Source organism: Desulfobulbaceae bacterium, from assembly GCA_015231515.1.
Classification (GTDB): Bacteria; Desulfobacterota; Desulfobulbia; order Desulfobulbales; family VMSU01; genus JADGBM01.
In genome coordinates, this window is sequence record JADGBM010000039.1 from 1 (window position 1) to 24,782 (window position 24,782).

At 45.2% G+C, this 24,782-nt stretch carries 21 protein-coding genes and 2 pseudogenes; 16 read left to right on the top strand and 7 right to left on the bottom strand.

What is annotated here, in order from left to right:
* From fdnG to HQK80_08115, 12 genes are all read left to right on the top strand, one after another.
* On the top strand, nt 1-2,405 hold a 2,405-nt coding region (gene fdnG, locus HQK80_08060), incomplete at its 5' end, for a formate dehydrogenase-N subunit alpha (protein MBF0222168.1).
* Nucleotides 2,406-2,414: 9 nt separating this feature from the next.
* Nucleotides 2,415-3,188: a 4Fe-4S dicluster domain-containing protein gene (locus tag HQK80_08065; protein ID MBF0222169.1), complete on the top strand. Its 774-nt coding sequence runs from the start codon at nt 2,415-2,417 to the stop codon at nt 3,186-3,188.
* On the top strand, nt 3,185-4,315 hold the full coding sequence (gene nrfD, locus HQK80_08070) for a polysulfide reductase NrfD (GenBank protein ID MBF0222170.1): 1,131 nt from the start codon (nt 3,185-3,187) through the stop codon (nt 4,313-4,315). The genes HQK80_08065 and nrfD overlap by 4 nt, the downstream gene beginning before the upstream one ends.
* A gap of 148 nt (nt 4,316-4,463) precedes the next feature.
* Entirely contained in the window at nt 4,464-4,640 is a 177-nt protein-coding gene (locus tag HQK80_08075; protein MBF0222171.1) for a hypothetical protein, read from the top strand.
* Between the two features lie 39 nt (nt 4,641-4,679).
* Nucleotides 4,680-5,075, top strand: coding sequence for a DsbA family protein (locus HQK80_08080; GenBank protein ID MBF0222172.1), 396 nt, complete (start codon nt 4,680-4,682; stop codon nt 5,073-5,075).
* The gene (locus HQK80_08085) at nt 5,065-6,135 is read left to right on the top strand and encodes a cytochrome-c peroxidase (GenBank protein MBF0222173.1); all 1,071 of its coding nucleotides are present in this window, start codon (nt 5,065-5,067) and stop codon (nt 6,133-6,135) included. Before HQK80_08080 ends, HQK80_08085 begins: the two co-directional genes overlap by 11 nt.
* A gap of 22 nt (nt 6,136-6,157) precedes the next feature.
* On the top strand, nt 6,158-6,469 hold the full coding sequence (locus HQK80_08090; GenBank protein ID MBF0222174.1) for a carboxymuconolactone decarboxylase family protein: 312 nt from the start codon (nt 6,158-6,160) through the stop codon (nt 6,467-6,469).
* 61 nt (nt 6,470-6,530) lie between these two features.
* Entirely contained in the window at nt 6,531-7,796 is a 1,266-nt protein-coding gene (locus tag HQK80_08095; GenBank protein MBF0222175.1) for a molybdopterin molybdotransferase MoeA, read from the top strand.
* 66 nt (nt 7,797-7,862) lie between these two features.
* The gene (locus HQK80_08100) at nt 7,863-9,791 is read left to right on the top strand and encodes a molybdopterin biosynthesis protein (GenBank protein MBF0222176.1); all 1,929 of its coding nucleotides are present in this window, start codon (nt 7,863-7,865) and stop codon (nt 9,789-9,791) included.
* A gap of 74 nt (nt 9,792-9,865) precedes the next feature.
* On the top strand, nt 9,866-10,045 hold the full coding sequence (locus HQK80_08105; protein ID MBF0222177.1) for a twin-arginine translocase TatA/TatE family subunit: 180 nt from the start codon (nt 9,866-9,868) through the stop codon (nt 10,043-10,045).
* A gap of 47 nt (nt 10,046-10,092) precedes the next feature.
* Entirely contained in the window at nt 10,093-11,121 is a 1,029-nt protein-coding gene (moaA, locus tag HQK80_08110) for a GTP 3',8-cyclase MoaA (GenBank protein ID MBF0222178.1), read from the top strand.
* Nucleotides 11,122-11,144: 23 nt separating this feature from the next.
* Nucleotides 11,145-11,591, top strand: a complete 447-nt coding sequence (locus tag HQK80_08115) for an MOSC domain-containing protein (GenBank protein ID MBF0222179.1) — start codon at nt 11,145-11,147, stop codon at nt 11,589-11,591.
* On the opposite strand, the gene HQK80_08120 is transcribed toward HQK80_08115, so the two are convergent.
* The 3 genes from HQK80_08120 to HQK80_08130 all read right to left on the bottom strand — a co-directional run bounded on the left by HQK80_08120 (nt 11,586) and on the right by HQK80_08130 (nt 13,671).
* Nucleotides 11,586-12,320: a GTP cyclohydrolase I FolE2 gene (locus HQK80_08120; GenBank protein MBF0222180.1), complete on the bottom strand. Its 735-nt coding sequence runs from the start codon at nt 12,318-12,320 to the stop codon at nt 11,586-11,588. The two genes, HQK80_08115 and HQK80_08120, sit on opposite strands and share 6 nt — an antisense overlap.
* Nucleotides 12,321-12,350: 30 nt before the next feature.
* On the bottom strand, nt 12,351-12,587 hold the full coding sequence (locus HQK80_08125; protein MBF0222181.1) for a hypothetical protein: 237 nt from the start codon (nt 12,585-12,587) through the stop codon (nt 12,351-12,353).
* A gap of 676 nt (nt 12,588-13,263) precedes the next feature.
* On the bottom strand, nt 13,264-13,671 hold the full coding sequence (locus tag HQK80_08130) for a PilZ domain-containing protein (GenBank protein ID MBF0222182.1): 408 nt from the start codon (nt 13,669-13,671) through the stop codon (nt 13,264-13,266).
* Between the two features lie 360 nt (nt 13,672-14,031).
* On the opposite strand from HQK80_08130, the gene HQK80_08135 reads away from it, so the two are divergent.
* Together HQK80_08135 and HQK80_08140 are read left to right on the top strand one after the other, a co-directional pair.
* Entirely contained in the window at nt 14,032-14,400 is a 369-nt protein-coding gene (locus HQK80_08135) for a hypothetical protein (protein ID MBF0222183.1), read from the top strand.
* On the top strand, nt 14,397-15,098 hold the full coding sequence (locus HQK80_08140) for an arginyltransferase (protein MBF0222184.1): 702 nt from the start codon (nt 14,397-14,399) through the stop codon (nt 15,096-15,098). The genes HQK80_08135 and HQK80_08140 overlap by 4 nt, the downstream gene beginning before the upstream one ends.
* 15 nt (nt 15,099-15,113) lie before the next feature.
* On the opposite strand, the gene purL is transcribed toward HQK80_08140, so the two are convergent.
* Nucleotides 15,114-18,920: a phosphoribosylformylglycinamidine synthase gene (gene purL, locus HQK80_08145; protein MBF0222185.1), complete on the bottom strand. Its 3,807-nt coding sequence runs from the start codon at nt 18,918-18,920 to the stop codon at nt 15,114-15,116.
* Between the two features lie 282 nt (nt 18,921-19,202).
* The gene (locus tag HQK80_08150) at nt 19,203-19,727 is read right to left on the bottom strand and encodes a hypothetical protein (protein MBF0222186.1); all 525 of its coding nucleotides are present in this window, start codon (nt 19,725-19,727) and stop codon (nt 19,203-19,205) included.
* Between the two features lie 121 nt (nt 19,728-19,848).
* On the opposite strand from HQK80_08150, the gene hrpB reads away from it, so the two are divergent.
* Both hrpB and HQK80_08160 read left to right on the top strand, forming a co-directional pair.
* Nucleotides 19,849-22,338, top strand: a complete 2,490-nt coding sequence (gene hrpB, locus HQK80_08155; GenBank protein ID MBF0222187.1) for an ATP-dependent helicase HrpB — start codon at nt 19,849-19,851, stop codon at nt 22,336-22,338.
* 93 nt (nt 22,339-22,431) lie between these two features.
* Nucleotides 22,432-23,049: a hypothetical protein gene (locus HQK80_08160; GenBank protein MBF0222188.1), complete on the top strand. Its 618-nt coding sequence runs from the start codon at nt 22,432-22,434 to the stop codon at nt 23,047-23,049.
* A 296-nt stretch (nt 23,050-23,345) separates the two neighbouring features.
* Here HQK80_08160 and HQK80_08165 read toward each other — a convergent pair.
* Both HQK80_08165 and HQK80_08170 read right to left on the bottom strand, forming a co-directional pair.
* A pseudogene (locus HQK80_08165) lies at nt 23,346-23,477 on the bottom strand (DUF1016 domain-containing protein).
* A gap of 502 nt (nt 23,478-23,979) precedes the next feature.
* Nucleotides 23,980-24,660, bottom strand: a pseudogene (locus HQK80_08170) (virulence RhuM family protein).
* Nucleotides 24,661-24,782 lie beyond the last annotated feature (122 nt).

Here is a 24,782-nt window from a genome sequence, read left to right on the forward strand (position 1 = left end):
CTGAAAACCATCCAGTATCTTTTCGTTACGTCACTGAGGCCCAGGATAAGGGTGCTACGTTAATCAGTGTTGATCCAAGGTTTACCAGGACATCGGCAAAGGCGGATATTTACGCACCTCTCCGCTCTGGATCTGATATTCCCTTTATCGGGGGTATGATTAATTACATCTTGGAAAACAAGCTCTACCATGAAGAATATGTGAAATTGTATACCAATGCGCCCTTTATTTTAAACAGCAATTTTAAGATGCCTGGCGAACTGGACGGAATCTTTTCCGGCTATGATGAGAAGAATCGTAAGTATGATAAGAAGTCGTGGGCCTTTGATACAGACGCCAATGGTCTAGTTGTTAAAGATGAAACAATGACTAACCCCCGCAGCGTCCTTCAACTTCTTAAGAAGCACTACTCTCGATATGATATGAGTACTGTTTCCGACATAACCGGAACTCCAAAAGATCAGCTTGAGCTGGTCTACAAAACCTATTGTGCAACCGGCAAGGCCAATAAGGTGGCAACCATTATGTACGCCATGGGTTGGACACAGCATACCGTTGGAACCCAGAACGTCAGGGCTATGGCCATTGTTCAGCTCCTGCTTGGCAATATCGGGCGGGCTGGTGGTGGTGTGAACGCCCTGCGCGGTGAAAGTAACGTGCAGGGTTCAACTGATCATTGTCTGCTGTTTCATATCCTGCCGGGCTATCTTAAAACACCAAGTGCATCGTTGCCGACCTTACAAGCCTATAACGACAAGTGGACTCCCAAAACCGTTGAGGAAAAAAGTGCCAACTGGTGGGGGAATTACCCGAAATACTCGACAAGCCTTCTCAAGGCCCATTATGGTGACAATGCCACTGTTGATAATGATTTTGGTTACTCATGGCTGCCCAAACTTGATGATGGTCAGAATGCCAGCTGGCTCATGATTTTCCATGAGATGCTGCAAGATAAGTTTAAAGGGTTTTTTGCCTGGGGGCAGAACCCCGCTTGTTCTGGCGCGAACTCCAATAAAACCAGAGAGGCTATGACCAAACTTGATTGGCTGGTCAATGTTAATCTCTTTGACAATGAGACCGCTTCATTTTGGAAAGGGCCTGGTCTGGACCCCAAGAAGGTCAAAACTGAGGTCTTCTTCCTGCCCTGCAGTGCATCCTTTGAAAAAGAAGGTTCCATCACCAACTCTGGCCGCTGGGCCCAATGGCGTTATAAAGCCGTTGATCCTCTTGGTGATTCTAAACCTGATGCCGAGATTGTTAATGACCTTTTTTTCGAAGTGCAAAGGCTTTACAGGCAAGAAAAAGGCGCTTTTCCTGATCCGATCACCAAACTTGCCTGGGACTACGGCAAAAAGAATGCTGAAGGGAAAATCACTCATGTCGACACCCACCTGATTGCCAAGGAGATCAACGGCTATTTTCTGAAAGATACTGAGATTAAGGGAACGGTTTATAAAAAAGGAACGCTGGTTCCGAGCTTTGCATTTCTTCAAGCTGATGGTTCAACTTCATCCGGAAACTGGCTCTATTGCAACTCATATACTGAAAAAGGCAATATGATGGCCAGACGATCCCAGGAAGACCCAACTGGAATAGGGCTTTACCCTGAATGGTCATGGTGCTGGCCAGTGAATCGCCGCATCATTTACAACCGCGCTTCAGTTGATGCCTATGGCAAACCATGGGATCCAAAACGTGCTGTTATCGAGTGGGATGGTTCCAAATGGGTTGGGGATGTCCCCGATGGCGGCTGGCCGCCGTTGAAAAACACCGATGGAACCGATAACCCTAAGGCCATGAAGGCCTTTATCATGAAACCCGGCGGTGTTGCTCATATATTTGGGCCAGGCGTTGCTGAAGGGCCATTCCCAGAGCACTATGAACCATTAGAATGCCCGGTTCAGGAGAATCCTCTTAACAAGAACCATCGGATCAATCCTACTGCTAAGCTTTTACATGATGATCCTAACTCGACAGCAGACAGTTATGCCTCATGTGATGTGCGTTACCCATTTGTGGCAACGACCTACCGGGTTACCGAGCATTGGCAGACTGGCGTCATGACCAGACACACACCATGGCTACAGGAGATGATGCCGCAGATCTTTGTCGAGATCAGTAAAGAGCTTGCCGAGGAGAGCGGCATTAAAAACGGAGATAAAGTCACTGTCTCATCAGCTCGAGGCAGCCTCTGGGCTGTAGCTGCTGTGACAAGTCGTTTCAAACCATTTAAAGTTATGGGCAGCACTGTGCATCAGGTTGGACTGCCATGGTGTTACGGCTGGCAATATCCTGTAGATGGTAGTGGTGGAGACAGCGCCAATATTTTGACTCCCTCTATCGGCGACGCTAACACCATGATACCTGAGACAAAGGCCTTTATGGTCAATGTCCAGAAGATATAGGAGGGCGACATGGAAAAAGGAGTATTAGTAGATCTTACCCGTTGTATTGGCTGTCGTGGTTGCCAGGTCGCCTGTAAAGAGTGGAACGAAAGAGACGTGCGCAAAACGACATTTAAAGGTGACTTTACCAACCCGGTAAAACTTAGTTCAGACTGTTATACCAATATTCAGTTCGTTGAAACGGAGAAAAAGGGCAAGGTCGGTTGGAGTTTCATTAAAAACCAGTGCTTGCATTGCAAGGAACCAGCCTGTGCTGCAGCCTGTCCGGTTGGAGCTCTGACTAAAACCGCTCAGGGTGCGGTATCATATCAATTTGATAAGTGTATTGGCTGTCGTTATTGTATGGTCGCCTGTCCTTTTGATATTCCCAAATATGAATGGGAATCTGTTTCCCCATGGGTACAGAAATGTACTTTTTGTGCGGAGCGTATTGAAGATGGACTGCTGCCAGCCTGCATAAAAACTTGTCCCACCGAAACAATGCTATTTGACGACTACGATAAGATAGTTGCTGAGGCTAAAAAACGACTTGCCAAAGAACCAGGTAAGTACGTGAAGCATATTTACGGTTTGGAGGAAGCCGGTGGAACGAACTGGTTATACATATCAGACATCCCCTTTGAAGAGCTTGGCTTTAAAAAAGGTATCCCGAGTGTGTCGCTGCCGGATTATACATGGTCGGTTCTGTCAAGCATTCCGGCTAAGGTCACAGGTTTTGTCGCATTATTGTCAGCAGTTGCCTATTTTAGAGGCAGAGGATCTCAAGAGGAGGGTAGCGAATGAGCGCTCAAGAAAATAAACAAGCAGTAGTGTCTGGTGGCGCATGGTTGGCTGTTCTTCTCGTAGCAGCAATGATTGCCGCCGCCCTTTATAGATTTTCAAACGGACTTGGAGCTGTAACCAATTTAAGTGATGAAGTGCCATGGGGTCTCTGGATTGGTGTTGACGTATTGGCAGGTGTAGCTTTGGCCGCTGGTGGATTTACTATCGCTGGCGCTGTTTATATTTTTAATATGAAAAAATATAAACCTGTTGCACGGGCCGCGGTGTTAACAGCCTTTGCCGGCTATGTAGTCGTTTCTATCGGTATATTGTTTGATATCGGTAAGCCCATGACGCTTTGGCATCCTCTGGTAATGTGGCAGCCGCACTCAATAATGTTTGAAGTTGTTGTCTGTGTTGTACTTTATACGACGGTTTTGGCCCTGGAGTTTGCCGGGCCATTTTTAGAAGGAACAGGCAGTGCGTTAGCAAAAACGTTCACAAGTCGAAAGGTGATGGTGCCCTTATCTATTGCGGCAATAACACTGTCCTTTCTGCATCAGTCATCCCTTGGCGCACTCTTTCTTTTAATGCCGTCAAAACTGAACCACCTCTGGTGGACGACAATGCTGCCGTATAACTTTTTCGTGTCTGCCATTGCCGCCGGTCTTGCCATGGTGAGTTTTGAGTATGTGATTGCCTCGTCAGTATTTAAACATGAGTGTGATATGGATATTTTGCGCGGTTTGGCAAAAGGAACAGCTATAGCGCTCCTGGTCTATTTTCTGCTTCGTGTTGGCGATATTATGATCAAGGGTAATATGGGCTTAATCTTTGCTGATGGTGCCGGAAAGCTATTCATGCTTGAAATGGCCCTGGTGTTGATACCAATGATCATGCTTTTCCTTGCCAGCAGTTCAGCTCAATCAGCTGGGGCCATTTTCGTGCCACAGATGCTTGTCCTTGTTGGAATAGTTTTGAATAGACTTGATATCTTATTCCTTGTTCAACTTAAAGATGGCGCAAGTTACAGCCCGTCGTTTGTTGAGCTTATCATCACGCTCGGACTTATTTCTGCAATAGTGGTCGCCTATAGGGCAGCCGCGATAAAGTTGCCGATTGCCTCACCCGTCAGGGCGGATAACTAACGTTTCGTAATTTCTTTTAGGGCCCAGGGTGAAAGGCTTTTTACTCCCCCTCCTTAGTCTTTCATTTCCTGGGACCTTGTTTTTATTCCCCTCAACGACCCACGTTCCGCCAAATTGTACTATCCGTTATTGACTATGGAGGCAGGCTATGAAAAGCGTAAATAGACGTACCGCTGTTTTGGCAGTTGTCGTTTTGTTTCTTTTTATGATCCCGGTAAACTTGTTTGGGCAAACTGAACGTTTTGATATTTCCATAGGGAAATCTATTCAAAAGGGCCCGGTTGATGCCCCTGTCACTATCATTGAATTTCTCGATTTTCAATGACCCCATTGTGCTGCAGCTGGTCCAGCTGTTAAGCAACTGTTGGAAACCTATCCTGGTAAAATTCGATTTGCGATAAAAAATTATCCCTATAAATATCGAGATTACTCGCGTATTGCAGCACAGGCCTTTCTGTCGGCTGCTGATCAAGGGAAAGGCTGGGAGATGCATGATCTGCTTCTCGATAAATCGCCCAAACTCGATAGCAAGAGTCTGAGAAGCTATGCGGAGCAGTTAGGTCTGGATTTGAAGAAGTTTTCAACTGACCTTGAGACAATGCGCCATAATGAGCAGATTCAAGAGGAGCATGATCTTGCCATTCGCATGGACTTATATAATACACCAACCTTTTTTATTAATGGGATTAAGGTGGTCGGTAATAGATCCTTTGAGTATCTACAGCGCATAGTGGAGTCGGAGTTAAAAGATGCAAAGTAAAGGCGCTTTAATCTGTTTGACTTTACTTTTTGCGCTTTGCGGGGGGCAGACTGTTTCAGCCCAGAAAAGTATTGAACCGCTTAACGATCAAATATACTCCACGCTCTATCAAACCCTGGCGCCAGCCCAGATTGAACTTGGTAAAAAGCTGTTTTTTGACCGACGTCTTTCCGGCGATGGTACTATGAGCTGCGCCACCTGTCATATTCCCGAGATGCTCTTTACCGACGGGGAGGCGATCTCTCTGAGCTATCCTACGACTCGAAACTGGCGTAATGCTCCGACACTGGTCAATCTGCACTATAGCCGTTTTTTGTTTCACGATGGACGGTCTCAAAGTTTGGAAGAGCAGGCCTTGTTCCCAATTTTATCAGCTTTTGAAATGAACCAGAACCTGGATTATCTTGAAGAAGAGATCCGTTCTGTGCCGGCCTATGTTGAAGAGTTTACTTTAGCGTTTGGTTCCCCTGATATCACCAGGGAGCGAATTGGTGCGGCAATTGCCGTTTTTGAAAAGACCCTGGTTTCAAAAAACTCTCCGGTCGATAGATTTTTACAAGGGGATTCTGCAAGTTTGTCAGCGCAGTCCCAGTTGGGGATGAGGATATTTGTAGGGAAGGGGAAATGCATCGAATGTCATTATGGTGTTACCGTAAGTGATGATAAATTTCACGCGCTTAAGGTTCCTGAAAATCCCGTAGATCAAAAAGACCCTCGAGTGTCAGCCACCAGAAGATTTGTTGCTAAGATGAACGGGTTTACGGATTTTAATCTTCTTGATACCGACCCCGGGCGCTATTTGATTACCAAGCAGGATGCAGACTGGCAGGCTTTTAAAACGCCAACATTACGCGAAGTTGCTCATACCGGCCCGTACATGCATAACGGTATCTTTCAGACGCTTGATGAAGTAATTGATTTTTTTGATAAGGGCGGCGGAGAGGGTAACAGCAAACTTACCCCACTTTACCTTACCACGGCAGAGAAGGACGCACTTAAATCCTTTTTGAATAGTCTTTCCGGTGAAAAAATAGTATTTTCTTTTCCTTTAGTTCCTTAAATTAAAATCTCTGGAGGAAAATATGTCAGATTTACCCAAAAACTACAAATGGATGATGACAAATTTCGAGAAAGTAGTTTCTGCCCATCAGGAGCTTGGCAAAGCACTTTATGATGCAGGGCCACTCGACAAAAAAACTGCTCAGCTCATTAAATTGGCAGCTGCAGCTGCAACCGGCTCAGAAGGTGGTGTGCACTCGCATAGCAAACGGGCACTGGACGCTGGTGCTTCCAAAGAAGAAATTTATCATGCTCTGATTCTGCTTAGCAGTTCTGTTGGTTTTTCTAATGCGGCGGCGGCTGTTTCATGGGCTAGAGATATTCTTGAAGCGTAAAACCATGTGTTAAAGATTTTAAACGTTCACACAAATAGCCATTTCCTTTTGTTGGGTTCTAATGACGAAATCAGTAAAAGATATGCTGGGGCGTTCCGGAATTATTCCACTCTCTGAGGCCCTGAGAGTCCTCGGTGAGCGGCTTGAGATGTGCTCTGAGCGCGCGCCTGAAGAGATATCACTGGAACAGGGCTTGGGAAGAGTACTGGCCCAGGCAGTTTTTTCACCAGAAGATATTCCAGCTCATCCTCGGTCTGTAATGGACGGCTACGTCGTAAAGGCGACTGATACCTTTGGTGCTACTGAGGGGATTCCGGCGTACCTGAATGTTTCAGGCGAAGTTACAATGGGAGAGTTCCCAAAAACAGGTCCGGCAGGTGAATGTTGCTTTAAGATAGCGACTGGTGGGCTGCTTCCACCCGAGACTGATGCTGTAGTCATGCTTGAACATACGGTGCAGACCGGCACCGAGATGATTGAGGTGGTCAAGCCGGTTGCCCCTGGTGAAAATATTATTTCCAGGGGGGATGATGTAAAGAAGGGTCATGATCTTTTCACAAAAGGTCACTCTCTTCGTCCCCAGGATCTTGGTTTACTGGCAGGCCTTGGAATCACAACGCTTACTGTCTATCCGCGAGTTACTGTTGGTATCTTTTCAACTGGTGACGAGATCGTGCCGTTTTCGCAGAGTCCTCCTCCTGGCAAGGTCCGTGATATGAACAGCGTTAACCTTGCAGCATTAAGCCGGAACCATGGTGCTCGGGCAACTTTTTATGGTGTAGTTCATGATGATGAAGAGCAGTTTTTAGGCACTGCCCGAAAAGCTTTTGCCGAAAATGATATCGTTATTTTCTCCGGGAGCAGTTCAGTCGGTAGCCGGGATTTAGGCGAATTGGTAGTCTGTAAGCTTGCCGATCTGCTTATCCATGGTGTCGCAATTAAGCCGGGTAAACCGGTAATTGTTGCATTTTCAGGGGACAAGGCCTTGTTTGGTTTGCCTGGGCACCCTGTTTCAGCTGCTGTGGCATTTGACCTCTTTGTCTGTCCAGTCATTGAAAGCTTTGCAGGACAAAAGAAAAACAGTTTTCCTCGACGAAGAGCAGTTGAGGCAATCTGTAAAAGAAATATGAACTCAGCCGGAGGCCGCACTGACTTTGTCAGGGTGGTTCTTAAGCGAAATGCGGATGGAGAGTACGAAGCCTATCCGGTTCTTGGTAAATCGAGTGCATTGTCAACAATGGTTGCTGCAGACGGCTTTTTCCGGATTGAAGAGAGTTCACAAGGCGTTGAAGCTGGTGAGAACATTGTCGTTTACTTGTATGACTAATCAACTAGTCAATTGGTCAACTGGTCAACTATTTAACTAATTAACCAAAGTAAAGTACTCATAACTATGACTGCAACAAAACGTGATATTTACGTTGGAAATACATCGCTCAAAGAAGCTCTGGATAAATGGCGAAAGGCGCTTGGTGAGCATGGAGTTTTTGATAAGAAAACTATCGAAATCGCTGTCGATGACGCCCTTGGTCGAGTTACCGCCGAAGGTGTTTTTGCCAAGCGTTCATCGCCATTTTATAACGCCGCTGCTATGGATGGGATTGCAGTGCATTGTACCGATACCATTGGTGCCAGTGAAACAACACCAGTGCTATTGGATACTTCTAAGTTTAGACCTGTTAATACCGGCAATGCAATTCCTGGATCCTGTAATGCTGTTATCATGATTGAAGATGTTCATATGCATGCCACCGGTGAGGCTGAGATTATTAAATCAGTGACCCCCTGGAATCATGTCCGTACGATCGGTGAAGACATTGTGGTTACCGAACTTATTGTTCCGGAGGGTCATCGTATCAGGCCCATTGATCAAGGTGCCATGCTGGGGGCTGATGTCACAAAAGTCAAGATCCGCAAAAAGCCCACTGTTATGGTGATCCCGACCGGCAGTGAACTGGTGCAGCCTGGTAAACCGGTTGAACCTGGCAATATCGTTGAATTTAACAGCCGCATACTTGCTGGCTACGCCCAGGAGTGGGGCGCTGATGCAAAACGCAGCGACATCGTTGTTGATGACCCAAAACGTTTGAAAATGGCCATCGCTTCAGCCGTTGATGAATATGATCTGGTAATTACCAATGCCGGGGCCTCGGCAGGAACAAAAGACTTTACGGCTGATATCTTAAGTGATTTAGGAGAGGTAGTTGTTCATGGCGTCAATATCAAGCCTGGTAAGCCGGTTATTCTTGCTATTGTTAAAGGTAAACCTGTTATCGGACTGCCGGGGTATCCAGTCTCTGCGGTGTTAACCATGCGTCTTTTCGTCAAGGATCTTCTCTATACTATGCAAGGCTTGACGCCGCCTGTGCAACCGAAAACAGAGGCCGTGTTGTCCCGGCCAATTTCGTCAAAACTTGGAGTTGAAGAGTTTGTGCGGGTGAAGCTTGGGCTGGTCGGTGATAAACAGATGGTTACCCCGATCAGTCGCGGTGCCGGGGTGGTAATGAGCCTGGTGCGAGCTGATGGAATATTGACTGTCCCTGCCGGCAGCGAAGGGATTGGAGCAGGTGAAAGGGTAGAGGTCGAGTTGCTTAGGCAACCTGAAGATATTATCAATACCCTGGTTTTTATCGGCAGTCATGACAATATCTTAGACGTATTGGCCAATATTCTTCATGCTGCAATGCCTGTTACCTTTCTTTCGTCTGCTCATGTTGGCAGCTTAGGCGGCATAATGGCAATTAAGCGGGGAGATGCCCACATTGCCGGCACTCATTTGCTGGATGAAGATACTGGTGAATACAACATCCCGTTTATCCAAAAATACCTCCCTGACCTCCACCTGCAATTGATTAATTTAGCGTATCGTGAGCAGGGCCTTCTGGTACCCAGAGGAAACCCCAAAAACATCAGTGGTATTTCTGATTTAGCCAGAAACGACATCGTCTTTATTAACCGACAGCGAGGGGCAGGAACCCGGATCTTAACTGATCTTAATCTGAAAAAAGCGAAAATCAGCCCGGAATCAGTTCAGGGTTACGACCGGGAAGAGTACACCCATATGAATATTGCCTCTGCGGTTGCCAGCGGACAGGTTGATACGGGCATGGCGATACGAGCTGCGGCTCAAGCACTGTCTCTTGATTTTATCCCTGTGGCTAAAGAACGTTATGATCTGATAATTCCAGAGCACCTTGGTAAGGATCCAAAAATTGTCCAGTTGTTCAATGTTATCAATCATAATCAAGAGTTTCGACGAGTTGTTGAGGGACTTGGAGGCTATGACTTGCAGGATTGTGGGAAAGTTTTTTACGAGCAGTAGTCAGAGCTATTGTCTGTTAGGTCGTGGGCTGTAGTCTGTTTTTTTATGATCATGGTACTAAAAAGGAGATAGTAATGTTTGGATTAGGGACACCCGAGCTGGTAATTATTGGCGTTATTGCATTTATGGTTTTTGGTGGTAAAAGATTGCCGGAGCTTGGCGCCGGGCTTGGTAAGGGAATTTCTTCCTTTAAAAAAGGGTTGAAAGAGAATGATGAACCACAAGAGAAGCCTGACCTTGCCAAACCAGAATGATATTGATACGCAAAAATTGACTCTTGAGCTGATCAAAGGGGATGTTAATGAACAAAAGAGCAGTACATTTTGATGAGCTGTCCCAATATTGTTTGGATAAACTTATAGATAATCATGGCCGTCCTATCTCCTATCTGCGGATAGCTGTAACGGACAGGTGTAATCTGCGCTGTCAGTACTGTATGCCCCCTGAAGGTATACCCTTTGATGGTCATGATGCAATCTTGTCGTATGAAGAGATACTGCGAATTCTTGAGATTGCCGGCTCTCTAGGAATCTCCAAGATACGTTTTACAGGCGGTGAGCCCTTTGCAAGAAAAGATTTTATGCACCTCTTTGAAAAGGCGGTTGCTGTCCCCGGCATAGAACAGATTCATATCACCACTAATGGGGTCTCGCTGGCCGAACATGTTCCGGTCTTGAAAGAGCTTGGCGTTTCCGGCATCAACCTGAGTCTGGACACCCTTGATGCCGTGAGATTTCTGGAAATTACCAGACGTAACTATTTCAAAGAGGTCATGAACTCAATTGAGAGGGTGCTTGAGGCCTCCATTCCACTTAAAATTAACTCTGTAATCCAGGACGGCTTTAATACTGATGAAATTGTTGATCTTGCCCGCATTGCCCAACATAAGCCGGTAACGGTTCGCTTTATTGAACAGATGCCCTTTAATGGTAGTGGCTATAAGGTCGGAGATGTTTGGGATGGAAATAAAATTTTAGGTGAACTGAGAAAGACCTGGCCTGCGATTGAGAGAGTTGTTTGTCAATCAGGAACAGCAAAATTGTTTGCTGTTCCTGTATTTGCGGGAATGATCGGCATTATTAATGCCTATTCCCGTCAATTTTGTAAAACGTGCAATAAGATTCGTGTAACCCCAACTGGAATGCTTAAAACATGCCTGTATGATAACGGCGTAGTGGATTTAAAGGCGCTGTTGCGAGGTGGTCAAGATGATCAACGTTTGAAAGATGCTATTGTGGCCAGCGTAAACAACCGCTTTTTAAATGGGCACGAGGCTCAGGCCGCATCGTTGGATGGACAGAAACCGTCAATGGCCACCATTGGCGGATAATTATTTTTTTGAGGAATGTAGACATGGCCAATGTTGAAGCTGTCTGTATCAGCAATAAAAAGGGAATCGTCAAAAGAGAGCAGGATCACGTTGTGGTAGTGCCAAACTGGGGCATGGAAGGCGATGCCCACGCTGGAGATTGGCACAGGCAGATTTCACTGCTGGCTGGTGAAAGTATTGATACGGTCAAAGAGGTTTTGCCAACTTTAAAAAATGGTGCCTTTGCTGAAAATATTATTACCCGGGGGCTGAACCTCACCGAGTTGGCAGTTGGTGATCAGCTGCACGTCGGTGATGATGTTCTTTTAGAAATTACCCAAATCGGCAAAGAGTGCCATAATGCCGGATGCGCCATAAAAAAAGCAACTGGCGACTGTATTATGCCCCGTGAAGGCCTGTTTGCTAAAGTTATTACAGGTGGAGCTATAAAGAAAGGGGCGTCACTGTGCACCAATAAACAACCATTATAGGGCTTCGATATCTGTGTAGGCGTAAGCGCTATGTTTGTGGATGGACTCGAAGCTTTCGACGCCAACTGAAAACCAATAGATATCCGGGTGGTTTTGGGCTGATTCAGCAACTTTTCGTACTACATCTTCCACAAACATAGGGTTGTCGTAGGCTTTTTCGGTAACGTATTTTTCATCAGGCCGTTTTAACAGGCTGTATACCTCACACGAGCATCCTTGCTCAACAAGCGTGATCAGATCTTCAATCCAGATAAAACTATTGAATTTAACATTTAAGTTGATTTCAGCACGCTGGTTATGTGCGCCGTATGAGCTTATCTCTTTAGAACATGGGCATAATGTAGTGCTGGGAATCCAGAGAGAAATCAACATATCTCGACTACCATTGATCCCGCACGAAAAGCAACATGTATACTCCATCAGGGATTTTGTCTTGCTCACCGGGGCGGTTTTTTCAATGAAATATGGAAAGGTCATTTCAATTGATGCCGAATCAGCGTTAAGTTGTGATTTCAGATCTTCAAGAATGGATGGGAAGATATCGGTTTTGATATCGTCTTGATAGGTGTTGAGAATTGAAAGAAAAGTTGATAGGCAGGTGTCTCGCTGCGCGCTGGGCATGTTTGCCTTGAGACGCAAGCTGGCGATAGTTTGCTGATGGCGGCCTGATTTCTCACGAACATGAATCGGGTAATGAATATTTTCGATACCAACTGAGGTGAGTTTCATCCAATAATTTCTTTGCGCTGGAGTGCTGCGTTAGTTTGTCTCTAAGCGTGACTCAATGGCATTAATTGACTTTATCGTCAGGTATTTTTGTTCAATTGGTTGAGATAGAAAGGATATTGAACCGTTTGAATGGTATGTATGGTTTTGGGGGTCGAAAGTAATGGTACTATTTCCAGTGTTTTTCTGGTTTAAGTTTGCCTGAGCAATCAGGGCAAGTGATAAAAGGGCCATCAACATAGTGAAGGTGATTAAATTTTTTCGTTTCATTTGTCTTTTTCATTTGGTTTATTTATTCAATTTAGGGGCCGTCACGAAACAACTGTTACATGAATGGCGCCTTTGTGAGTTTGTCTTACTAACAATTTTTTATGGGCTTGGCTAGCAAAAATTCAGAAAAGTTGGTTGTCAATTGACGTTACAGTTTCGCGAATGGTCATCATTATCAACATAGCCAGAACAGTGGCTTGTTTGCGGAAATACTGTAATTCAAGATTCAGATATGTGACACTGGTTACGTTTAGATGTAATCAGTAATTCATAATTGGTATGCGGTTGAGCTTCTTGCAAAAAAAGACCGTCATCCCCGAGTGTTTTTGGCGGGGATCCAGAAAAAAACCTGGTTTCCCAGACACCGCTTTGCTGTTAACTACATGCGGGAAAGACGACTATAGGAAAATTCATAAAGCAACATTATCTCATTTTTGCAAGAGGCTCGGTTAATAGAGATTTGCCTTGTGCAGGGTTAAAACAAAAGATTTTACTTGTTGGCATCTGTATTGCTAAAGCAGAAAGACAGAGGAAGGGTCTAAAAATACAATAAAAAACTTTGAATATGAGGCTCACTTCCCACAAGGCAGGATCATTAAGTTGGTTCTGCCTTTTTTTATACAAACAGCGATAAGGCACAAAATAAAAGCCTTTATGCAAAATTGCGTAAAGGCTTTTATGCGTTTCCGACACTATGCAGGACGATAAACTGCTTTATTCTCGACCTCTGTTCCGAGCTGAGGGTACCGAACGCTACTCCACATCGTGTCATCATTGAATCTGGATTTTTGCATGACAGGATATTATCTCTGCAATAGGCAACTGGGCGTAAGGGGATATTTTTCAATATGTTCTGGTCAATATAGGGCAACTCAAGTTCGTCTGAAAGAAAAATGTCGACGTTAAAGGGAGCTTCGGTCCAATCGCCTTGATTAATACATAAAAAGGAGATCCCTGTTTCGCTAATATCGACAATTCTGCCAAGCTCTTTATATTGTGGCTGTTTTAACAATGCAAAAGCATTGTCGCGCACAAGAAATCGCTTGCTCTTTCTGTTTTCGATCTTTGTTGGCGCGCTACTCATAAGAATACGTCTCCAGGATTTACTATCGAGTATCATAGAGATACTACCGATTTATAATGGCAATAAATTGATTGGTGTAATTTGTGCTATTACAGTTGGGGACATTTTCTCAGTTATTTAAATTTTTCTCCAATTAGGAGTCGTCAAAAAAACATGGCTATTTATAACCCCTTATTTTCAATAATAAATATATAGTAATAATTCGGTTAGCAAAAGAAAAACTTTATTATTATTTTAAATATTTGATACAATTAAACTGTAAATTGTGTAGTGATAATAATAGGTTGTTCATTTTTACTGAACCGCAGTTCAGTGTAAATTCACAGTATGTCCGATGTCTAGGCACTTTTTAAGGGTTTTATGTCTACAGTAAATGAAGTTATTGAAGAACTGTCGTTAGTCGCCAAAAAGATCAGACAGATTGAAGGTGAGGCAAAGAATATTCTTAACGATCAAAGTAATATTGATCGCTATCGTGAGCTTATGAGGGAAAAAGCCATGCTGCTATTTCATCTCCCTGAAAGTATTGCTGGGCTTATGTCTTCACTTGAGCACAAAATCGCCTTGAAGCTCAAGAACCAGATAGGCGCTTTCTCCTTTTCAGCCGGTAAGGCCCTCGACTTGAATAGTGTTTTCTATATGTCGGCATTATTGTATCCGGAGGATTATGTCGATGGGGGCAATAACGATCTTGAAAGCTACATAATCGAATTGGAGAACTGTCGTTGAGCAACCAGCTTGAAAAATATTTTTACGACGTCCTCATTGATTGTCCTTACGGTCTCCCGTATCCGGCTGTTTATCGTCAGGCTCAATTTGGCAAGATGCCGGAGCAGGTCATGGAGTTTTTCCTGCGGGCAGGGTATCGGAGGAATGGCAGTTTTTTGTACTCAATGGCCTGTCACGGCTGTAATGCCTGTGTGCCAATTCGCATCGAGTCTGATCAATTTATTGCCAACCGAAACCAGAAACGTGTTTGGCGAAAAAATAGTGATTTAGAGGTGAAAATCGCGCCGCTGCATATTACAAACGAAAAACTGGCAATTTGTGATAAGTTTCTGTCTGAACGATTTCCGGGAAAAGGAAACTCGGCACTGGAATATTATGCCGGATTTTTTGTAAACTGCCTGGGGGCAACATACGAGGTGGAATTTTGGTTGGATGATAGACTTATCGGGGTATCAATTGTTGATATGTACCTAGATTCAATCAATTGCGTCTATTTTTATTTTGATCCTGATGAGTCGGCTCGAAGCCTCGGTACCTATGATATTTTGTACCTGATCAACTTCGCTCAATCCCGAAATATGTCGTATGTCTATCTTGGCTATCTGCTAAAAGAGATTAAAGCGATGCGCTACAAGCAAAACTTTACCCCCCACCAGTTGTTAATTAATGATGAGTGGCAAACCTTCCATAAAAAATAAGCAGTTCCGTTCCCTTTATTTCAGGCACCACTCATAAGCATTCTGGAACATTTTTAGCCATGGAGATGCTGTTTCACTGCTATCGTAATTAGGCGGGAGCCAGTGAGCCTGCCAGTTGAGAAAGCTCCGTTCCGGATGCGGCATCATCGCAAGATGTCGGCCATCTGCGGTGCATAATCCGGTAATGCCCTCGGGAGATCCGTTGGGGTTGAACGGATACTGTTCTGTCTGCACTCCATCGTCATCAACGAAGGCTAAGGCTGCAAGCTGTTGATCTTTAACCTGCTTGAAAATTGTCGGATCCGGAAAGCTGAGTTTGCCTTCACCGTGGGCAACATGAATTCCAAAAGTCAGGCCTTCCATGCCCTGAAGCATAATTGATTTGTTGGGCAGAATTTTAACTGTAGACCAGCGAGATTCGAAACGTCGGGAGTTGTTCTGGATAAAACGGGGTTGTATCTCTGGGCTGATACCCCGCCATGGCACCCAGCCTAGAAGTCCGAAAAGCTGGCAGCCGTTGCATATGCCAAGAGAAAAGGTGTTCGGGTCGTTGTAGAACTTAGTAAACATTTGCTTTAGCTTTTCATTAAATACAATTGTTGCGGCCCATCCTTTAGCACTTTCAGGGACATCAGCGTAAGAAAATCCACCAACTGCAGCAAGACCACGGAAACCATCGAGATTGATATCTCCATTGAGTAAATCACTCATCGTGATATCCCAAGGCTCAAAACCAGCGGCAAAAAAGGCGCTGGACATTTCACGGTCAGAATTACTACCTTCGTCACGCAAGATGGCGACTTTAGGTTTAGTTGAGTTATCAACTATCTGGGGTGAAGAGAAAGCTGGTGTGAAAGGAACGGAATACTGAGGCCCTTTACGGTTGTAGAGTATCTTTTTCTCTTCGTTTGCACAGGCAGGATTCATCTGTAATTTTTCAAGCTGATAACTTGTCTCTTCCCATATTTGGCGAAGATCCAACATGCTGCCAGTAAGGACAGGATCTCCATTAAAGGTAATCGCAATCTCTTTAGTTGAGGTTGTGCTGCCAAGAACAGCAAAGGGTATGTCGGCTTCTTTTAATATGGATTCAACTTTCAACGTGTCAGTTGACCTGACCTCAAAAACCAAACCAAGTTCTTCAGAGAAAAAGTAATTAATTAAAGATGTTGAACTTGAAACATCCAGAGTAATACCGCAATTTCCGGAAAAAGCCATCTCAAGAACAGTAGTAATTAAACCGCCGTCACTGCGGTCATGACCTGAGCAGATCAGTTTGTTTCTGATAAGATTTTGAACAGTGGCAAACGATTGTTTAAGTAAAGCCGGATTTTCCATGTCGGGTGTATCTGAGCCAACTTGGTTGAAAACCTGAGCGAGTGCGGAACCTCCCAGACGATTCTTGCCGTCTGCCAGATCAATAAAGTAAAGAAGCGAGGCGCCTGCCTGCTTAATATCCGGAGTTACAACCTGAGTGATGTCTTCCATCGTTGAGTAAACAGAAATGACCAGTTCACGGGGTGATTTTACAGTTTCATTGCCAACTCGGGTAGCCATTGAAAGGCTGTCTTTGCCGCCGTCAACAGCAACGCCCAGGGCAATCATAGAGTCGCGCATGGCACAGGCTGCATCATAAAGAGCTGAACCCTCACCGGCAAGTTTTGGGGCCCACATCCAGTTCGCAGAACATTTAATAGAGTTGATGCCATCGATTGCGGCCCACATGATATTGGTAACCGATTCACCAACGGCCATTCGGGCACCCGCTGAAGGATTTGAAAGCATTTTTATGGGCTGTTCTCCAATGGCACAGGCGGCGCCGGATTTGCCGAAATGGCTTTGGGCGATGACGGCAACATCACTGACAGTTGCTTGCAGGGGTCCACAACACTGCTGTTGGGCGATAAGGCCGGTTACGCTCCTGTCGACTTTATTGGTAAGAAATCGTTTTGAGCCAACCGAAACGAGTTTCAAGACACGATCAAGGGCGGATTGCAAGGTGGTATCGGCAGGGATCGCCACCTTAGACAGGGCAGTCGGAATACGGTTATCTTTAAATGTTTTAGTAGGGACATTGCCTAAAACCTCAGAAAGTTCAAGGTCTACAGGGGTGGAGTTGTCAAATTCATCACGAACAATGAAACGTAAATCACCCGTTACCTGTCCCAAGACCTCACAATTGACTTTTTCTCGGGAGCAAATAGCTTTAAATTTATCAAGATTTTCGGGTCGGACCAGAAAACCATTTCGTTCTTGAAATTCTGCTACATAAATTTCAAGAACCGACATGGTCGGGTCGCCTGCCTTTATGTTCCGGATATTGATCTGTCCGCCGGATTTTTCAACCAGTTCTTTAAGGACATTTGCCGGGCCGCCAGCGCCCTGATCGTGAATAACGTCAATAAGAGAGTGCTCTCCCATTTCATTACAGGCACGAATGACTCGGTTCATTTTCTGTTCCATCTCAGCGTCACCGCGCTGAACTGCATTAAAGTCGAGCTCTTCGGCATTTTCGCCTTGCAGCATACTTGAAGCAGCGCCGCCGCCAAAACCAACACGGTAGGCGGGTCCACCGACCTGGATAATGTACATATCCTTTTCTTCAGCACTTTTCTTGATATGGCGATGGTCAATCTGGCCGATGCCGCCGGTAAACATGATCGGTTTTAAAAAACCCCAGCGCTGTCCATCATCAAGGCGCATATCAAATGAGCGGGTGAAGCCTTGGATTAGTGGTTCGCCAAACTTATTCCCGTAATCAGAAGCGCCGTTACTTGCCTCAATTTCAATTTTTAAAGCACTTGCCAGGTTTGATGGGCATTCCAGGGGAGTTTCCCATGGCAACTCGTAGCCGTTGATATGCAGATTTGCAACGCAGTAACCTGTGGTGCCTGCAACTACAAAGCCGCCTTGACCTGTGCCCTGCACGTCTCGTATTCTGCCACCGGTGCCGGTTTCAGCTCCGGGGAAGGGGGCAACTCCCGTGGGGAAATTATGAGTTTCAGCTGTGAAAATCAGATCATAGGTAGCTGTCGTAGGTACCAGAGGGCTAGTTTGCCCAGGTGACTTCGGTATAATAGTAGAGATCGATCTGCCCGTGATGCCGCTGGAGTTGTCTTTAAATGCAATAACACTGTTGTCTGGGTTTGCCTTAAGAGTCGATATAACGACCTGCATTAAGTTTTCAGGCTGTTCAACGCCGTCAATAACTTGAATGCCACGGAAAAAACTATGTCGTGAGTGTTCGCTGTTGGCATTGTTTAAATCCATAATTTCAACAATGGTGGGGTTCCGATTATGTTTTTTTACAAAATAATCGTAATAAAAGTTTCTATCCCACTCATCCATAGAGATTCCTGGAATACTGGCTAAGGCATCGGGGCCATTTTCCATCATCGGTACATCGTACACCTTTTCCGGAACAATACCTGTGTCAAATGTTTTTAATGGTTCGTTGTACCGGCATTCTGTCATGCGATCATGGTTGTCATGCACAAAGGTGTTAATTGAGACAGATTCGTCAACCAGATACCGTCTTGAACGTTCAACCCGGGTAATACCTTCAAGTCCGATGGCTGAACATATTGAAACCATGTTGGAGGACCAGGCAGTGGCAAAATTGAGACGTGGTCCAAGTTCCACAATCGTCCCGCCATGCAGTGACGAGGTAGCAGTTACCGTACTTGCGATGAATCCGTCGGCAAGTAACTCCATGAGTTGCTGAATTTCATTGGGCTTCAATGGGTGGTGGCTTTCAATATTGAAGCAATATTCAAACGAATCAGAAATTTTGCGGTAAAGCTGTTGCACTGTCTGGGACATTGGGAATCCTGTGTGTATAAATTTGATATAATAATGTGGGTGAGGATTTGAAAAGATTTGAGTGATCTTTTTACAACCCTTTCGCCAAATTGGCAAACACTTATTGGCTATCAGGTCGGCAGCAGGTAAGGGAGGTGCGGAAATCGGAAGGGCCTGATTTAATGCATAAAAAACATCTTGGATCGGTGTCTTTGCTTAACCTCCCGCTAAAAGCATGCGGGATTAACGAGAGAGTTTAATGTGCCAAAGTAGAAATAATCTGGTCTCTGTTGATGCATTTTTTTAGGCTGCCAAGTCAATAACCGGCTGGCCCAAACTATGGATTCGTTCATCAATCTTGGTAAGTGCCTTCTCAAGGGTGTTGTAACTAATCTCTGGAAGTTTTCCTCCCCAGAGTTTTTCAGCTTCTTTAAAACCACGAATAATACCTTCGCGGCCCATGCGCATTTTTTCAACATTATTACCAGCGCCACTAATTACAAAATTTGAAAGCCGGTCGGCTGTTTGGGTGGTTCCCCAGTAACCTTCCTCAAATATGTCCATAAAGGATTTAGGTTTACTCTGCTCTGCAGGAGTTTCAGCCTGTGAAGCTGTTTTGGATTTTTCTTGTAAAAATTTGTATTCGATACTCTGCTCGTTTGTTTCTGACCGGCTAAACAGCTTTATATCAAGGCGGAATGAGGTCTGTTTCTGATCCTGAAAATTTGGAACCGACAGGTTGCCAGTTGGATCAGTATTAGGCACTGACCTATATAATGAACTTTGCAGAGTTGTTTGCGTGTAGTATTGAGTAATGCTAAGCTTCATATCGTACCTCATTAAATTAAGTTCAAAGGTGTGGCATGTTTTGGTTACCTGCTATTAATGAATTAATCGGTTGATCTGCAGCATTTGATAAATTTTATCGCTACTTCATCTCTTGTATACATTGAAAAAACAACAACTACCAATCAACAAGGTCATACCCGAAATCAAGACTGCCCTTTGTAGAGGTTCGGCTGTCTTGGCCGCTCCTCCCGGAACGGGAAAAACAACGGTCGTGCCACTGGCTTTGCTGGAGGAAGAGTGGCTTGGGAATCGGAAAATTCTAATTCTTGAGCCGCGCCGGTTAGCTGCCAGGGCTGCCGCCGCACGTATGAGCTGGTTATTAGGTGAAAAATGTGGCCAGACGGTTGGCTATCATATTCGTTTTGATCGTTGTGTCTCGCGTCAGACTCGCATCGAAGTTCTTACTGAAGGAATTTTAACCAGAAGAATACAAAATGATCCGGATATGGCAGATGTTGGTCTGATTATCTTTGACGAGTTTCACGAAAGAAGCATACACGCAGATTTAGCCTTAGCTCTATGCCTGGATGTCTGCCAGATTACCGATCTGCGCCTGCTGATAATGTCTGCTACGCTGGCAGTAGAACCAATTTCCAGATTATTGGGCGGAGCCCCTGTTATTAATTGTGAACTGGAAAACTATCCAGTTGATATAGAGTATATACAGCATGAAGCTGTGGGGAAAATTCAACCAACGTTAAAGGGTATTCGTAAAGTACTTAACGAAAGACAGGGGGATATTCTTGCCTTTCTGCCTGGTGTTGGTGAAATTAATGCAGTCAATCAGCAACTGCTTGAAGGGCTTTCTGGTGATATCCTCAGTTTGCCGCTTTATGGCAATTTGACTCAGTTCGAACAAGATAGAGTAATTATGCCGGATTCCGCTGGTAGACGAAGAGTTGTCTTGGCGACATCCATTGCCGAGACCAGTCTTACCATTGAAGGTGTCACTAATGTAGTGGATAGTGGGTGGAGCCGGCGGTCACGTTTTAACCCAACCAACGGCATGAGTGGACTGGAAACGGTACGAGTGTCTAAAGCCGTTGCAACACAAAGGGCTGGACGGGCAGGGCGCTTGGGGCCTGGATATTGCCTGCGGCTCTGGACTGAAAATCAGCACCACAGTTTTGTGCCGTTTCTGCCCCCGGAGCTCTTAACAGCGGACCTTGCCAATCTTGCTCTTGAACTTTTCCTGTGGGGAGCAGCAGACCCTGCTGATCTGTTGTGGCTGGATTGTCCACGATCTGGAACTTACCAGCAGGCCAAAGAACTGTTAATCTCCCTGGGGGTTATAAAGAATAATCAACTGACGACACTTGGCAGAAAGGTTGCCTCTCTTCCCCTTCACCCACGTTTGGGCGTGATGCTGTTAATGGCCGATGAATCCGGTCAGACTGGGTTGGCCTGTGATCTTGCTGCGCTTATATCCGAGCGCGATATTGTCTATAAAAGCGGCCAGACATCAGTCGACCTGCTTGATCGTCTGCACGTATTGGAGTTGTGGCGCACTAAAGGTGGCTCAGTTAATAAAAATGGTGTTGATTCAACTGGTTGTCTGCGGATTAATCGGCTTACAGAGCAGTGGTTACGCCTTATTTCAGCAAAAAGACAGAGGTCAGATTACCATAATATTGCCGGCCTGCTGGCCTATGCCTATCCTGACCGAATTGCCAAACAAAGAAGCGAATCGAAAGGGCGCTATGTTCTGGCAAACGGCAAGGGCGTCTATCTGCCTCAAGACGATCACCTTGTTGTGAATGAATATCTGGTAGTACCTCAGCTTGATGCCGGTCACAAAGAGGGGAAGATCTACCTGGCTGCTGCTGTAAACATTGATGAACTTCGAAAAACTCATCAGGAGCTGTTCTCTAAAACGCAACAAGTTGCCTGGGATGATGATAAAAAGAGGGTCACAGCTCTTGAAATTGAACGTTTAGGCGAAATCGTCACTCAGGAAAAATCTTGGGACGGGGTGGATCAAGACCTCATCGTTCAGGCTTTGCTTACTGGTATCCGTTCCTTATGTTTAGATTGTCTTCCCTGGGACAAAGTGTCCAGGCAGCTGCAATCGAGAATCAATTGTCTGCGCAGCTGGCAGCCCGAAGAAAATTGGCCGGATTTAAGTGATGAAGAACTGTTAAAAAACCTGTCCTGGATTGAGCCGTATCTGGCAGGTATGTACAAGCTCAGCCACTTGAAATCAATACAGATGGCAACTATACTCAAAGCAATGTTGACATGGGATCAACAGCAGACTCTTCAAAGAGATGCACCTGTGAGGCTCCAGGTAGCCAGCGGTTCACTGATCGAATTGCACTATCAAGTTGGGGAGTTGCCACGGTTGGCTGTTCGCATCCAGGAGTTGTATGGAACAGCTGATAACCCAAGCGTCTGCATGGGGAGGGTTCCTGTTGTGATCCATCTGTTATCCCCAGCCCGCCGCCCAATCCAGATAACCTCCGATCTTGCAGGGTTCTGGGCTGGCAGCTATCCTGAAGTTATAAAAGAGATGAAGGGGCGGTATCCCAAACACTTCTGGCCGGATGATCCCGCTAAGGCAGTTGCCACAAAAAGCGTGAAGGGTCGATGAAATTAAAGAAATCAACAACGCCATTGTATATAGCCTAAGGTTATATAGACCGATATAGTATTTTTTCATGTAAGAAATTATTAGGTGTTATTCATGCTCACGATCTTTCCAGAAAGTCATCCTCGGAAAAACAAAGTTGTTCCTTATTTTGAACAAGTTGCTGCAATCAGTGCTTTTGTGGGACCACAACCGTGGCTCTTTCTGGAATCTAATGATTACAGGGAAGAGGCTGTAGCAGCCGTTCGTGAAGAGTTCCTCCAGTCAGCCTCGTTTTGGCATTGTGGTAAACAGAAAATTGGCGCTCCAGCCAGGGTTAAAGAGGTAATGGATCTTCCCGGCTGTAAGTATCTCATATGGATTTCAAAGAGAGTTTTAGATGATGGGATCGACCACATTGTGTGGGTCTTCGCTCATGAGTTCAGGCATTTTATGCAAAAAAATGGTTCAGGAAAGGACAAGAAATTAGAAAAACCTCTTAAAGCCATACACGACACTGAAAAAGTAACGAAAAGATTTAAAAATCTGGATATACCCGTTGAGCTCGATTGTGAGTTGTTTGCCAAACAGGTGTTTGTGGAAATATTCGGTAAGCATGCACTTGTGCGATATATAAAGCGAAGAAGTTGTAATCAAGGTGGGGAAGAGTATTATCGACGGTTTTTCTACCTTGAAAATATACTTTGTGGCCAAAGTGGCCTCTCGGTTCTTTGAATCAGTATTGAGTCTAATGGTGATCTTATTCATGACAAAAACAATGATAACAAGGTCAATGATGGCTCTGAACTATTCGGGTAATGCGGTGATCCCACGGTCACTGCAGCTTTTTGCCGGACGGAAATCGCAAGGTATGATCGTTGCCAGAACCAGAAGGGTCAGAGTTGGTTGTTAGCAACAAATAGATTTGTCCGGTTTTAAAACTAATATACTGTCCACTTTCCCCTCAGTTAAGCGGAGGCAGATGTCATTTGCGAGAATGGGCTTGAAAGATTGCTCGCCGGAGCAAATTATCATCCCCCCACCTCCTCGCCCCACTCGGCAAGCTTCCGGCGCAGCAACTCCTTATCCGGCAAATAAAGTTGATATTCCTTGGCATGGATATTGGCATCCTTGGGCAGGGTAATTTCCACCAGGGCGTCATGCTAGCGGGTGACAACGCATGTGAAAGCTGAAAATTGGCGATTATTTCAGAGTTTTCCGACACATCCTGCCGCTACCCGGTAAGCGTATATCCTGTATGTGAAGTGCGTAACATTCTGATAATACAAACAAAAAAAAGCCCATCCACCCGGAGAATTTCTCTGGGTGGACGGGCTTGTCTTTTGTAAATGGTGGAGGACACGGGAGCCTTACCCCAATTCGTTCTCTAAACTAAAATACATCCGCAAATCCTGTTTATTCAACACCTTACTGCACATCAGAACCCTTCAAGCTGCCGGACGCCGAGAGAAATTTAATTCTCTACATTTTCCCGAAACAGAGAACGGACGTTGGTTCGATTCCCGTGCGGAGGCCTCTTGTAATCATTCCGCAAACTCAAGTCTGAAAGTGGCCATGTCACCAAGAATGTCGTGAACCTGTCGCAAACTTTGTCGCGAAGTTGTCATAGCTTTGTCACAGCTCCGTGTTGCTATGCAGGATAGATTATTCTTCCTTCTTATGTTCAATCTGTTTGAGCAATAGGTCAAAGTCACTCTCAAAGAGTCGATCCTGAACAATGCGGTATTTTTCAAATTCGCTTTCAGCATGAGCCTTTGCCAGCTCTGCGGTCACCTTTCCGGCGTCTTGCAGGATTTCTCTATCCCAGAGTTTTAGGAACCCTCCCAAGCGCTCTTCCCAGTCAGCCATGGTCATTGGAATTTTACGCATGGCCTGCATTTCCGCCATATCCAGATAGGCCGACACAATTCGCTGCATCTGCCCGATCTCGAATTCAGAGAGATAGTTTTTACCAATGGAAACATCATATTTGTGGATTTTTCCGTGGGGTGCTCCCTCCCAGCTGGTAAGCCCCATGTTCTCTTTTTGGTGGTCTGCGCGATCTACAATGACCTCAGCCGCTGTATTGCCATGAATGGCGTAATGCATCTTGTTCTGGACTGCGGCGAAGAAGCGCTTGGTAGCCGTAGCAGTTGGGTCATAATCCAGTGCGGTAGCGTATATATCCGTTATTTTCTGATAAAACTTACGTTCGGAGAGCCGTATTTCCCGAACCTTTTCCAGCTGACGTTCGAAAAACTCGTTATCCAAGACGCTTCCGCCGTGCTTGAGTCGTTCCACGTCCATGGTCCACCCCTGAATGGTGTAGTCCTTTACAATTTGGTTCAGGAAAGGACAAGAAATTAGAAAAACCTCTTAAAGCCATACACGACACTGAAAAAGTAACGAAAAGATTTAAAAATCTGGATATACCCGTTGAGCTCGATTGTGAGTTGTTTGCCAAACAG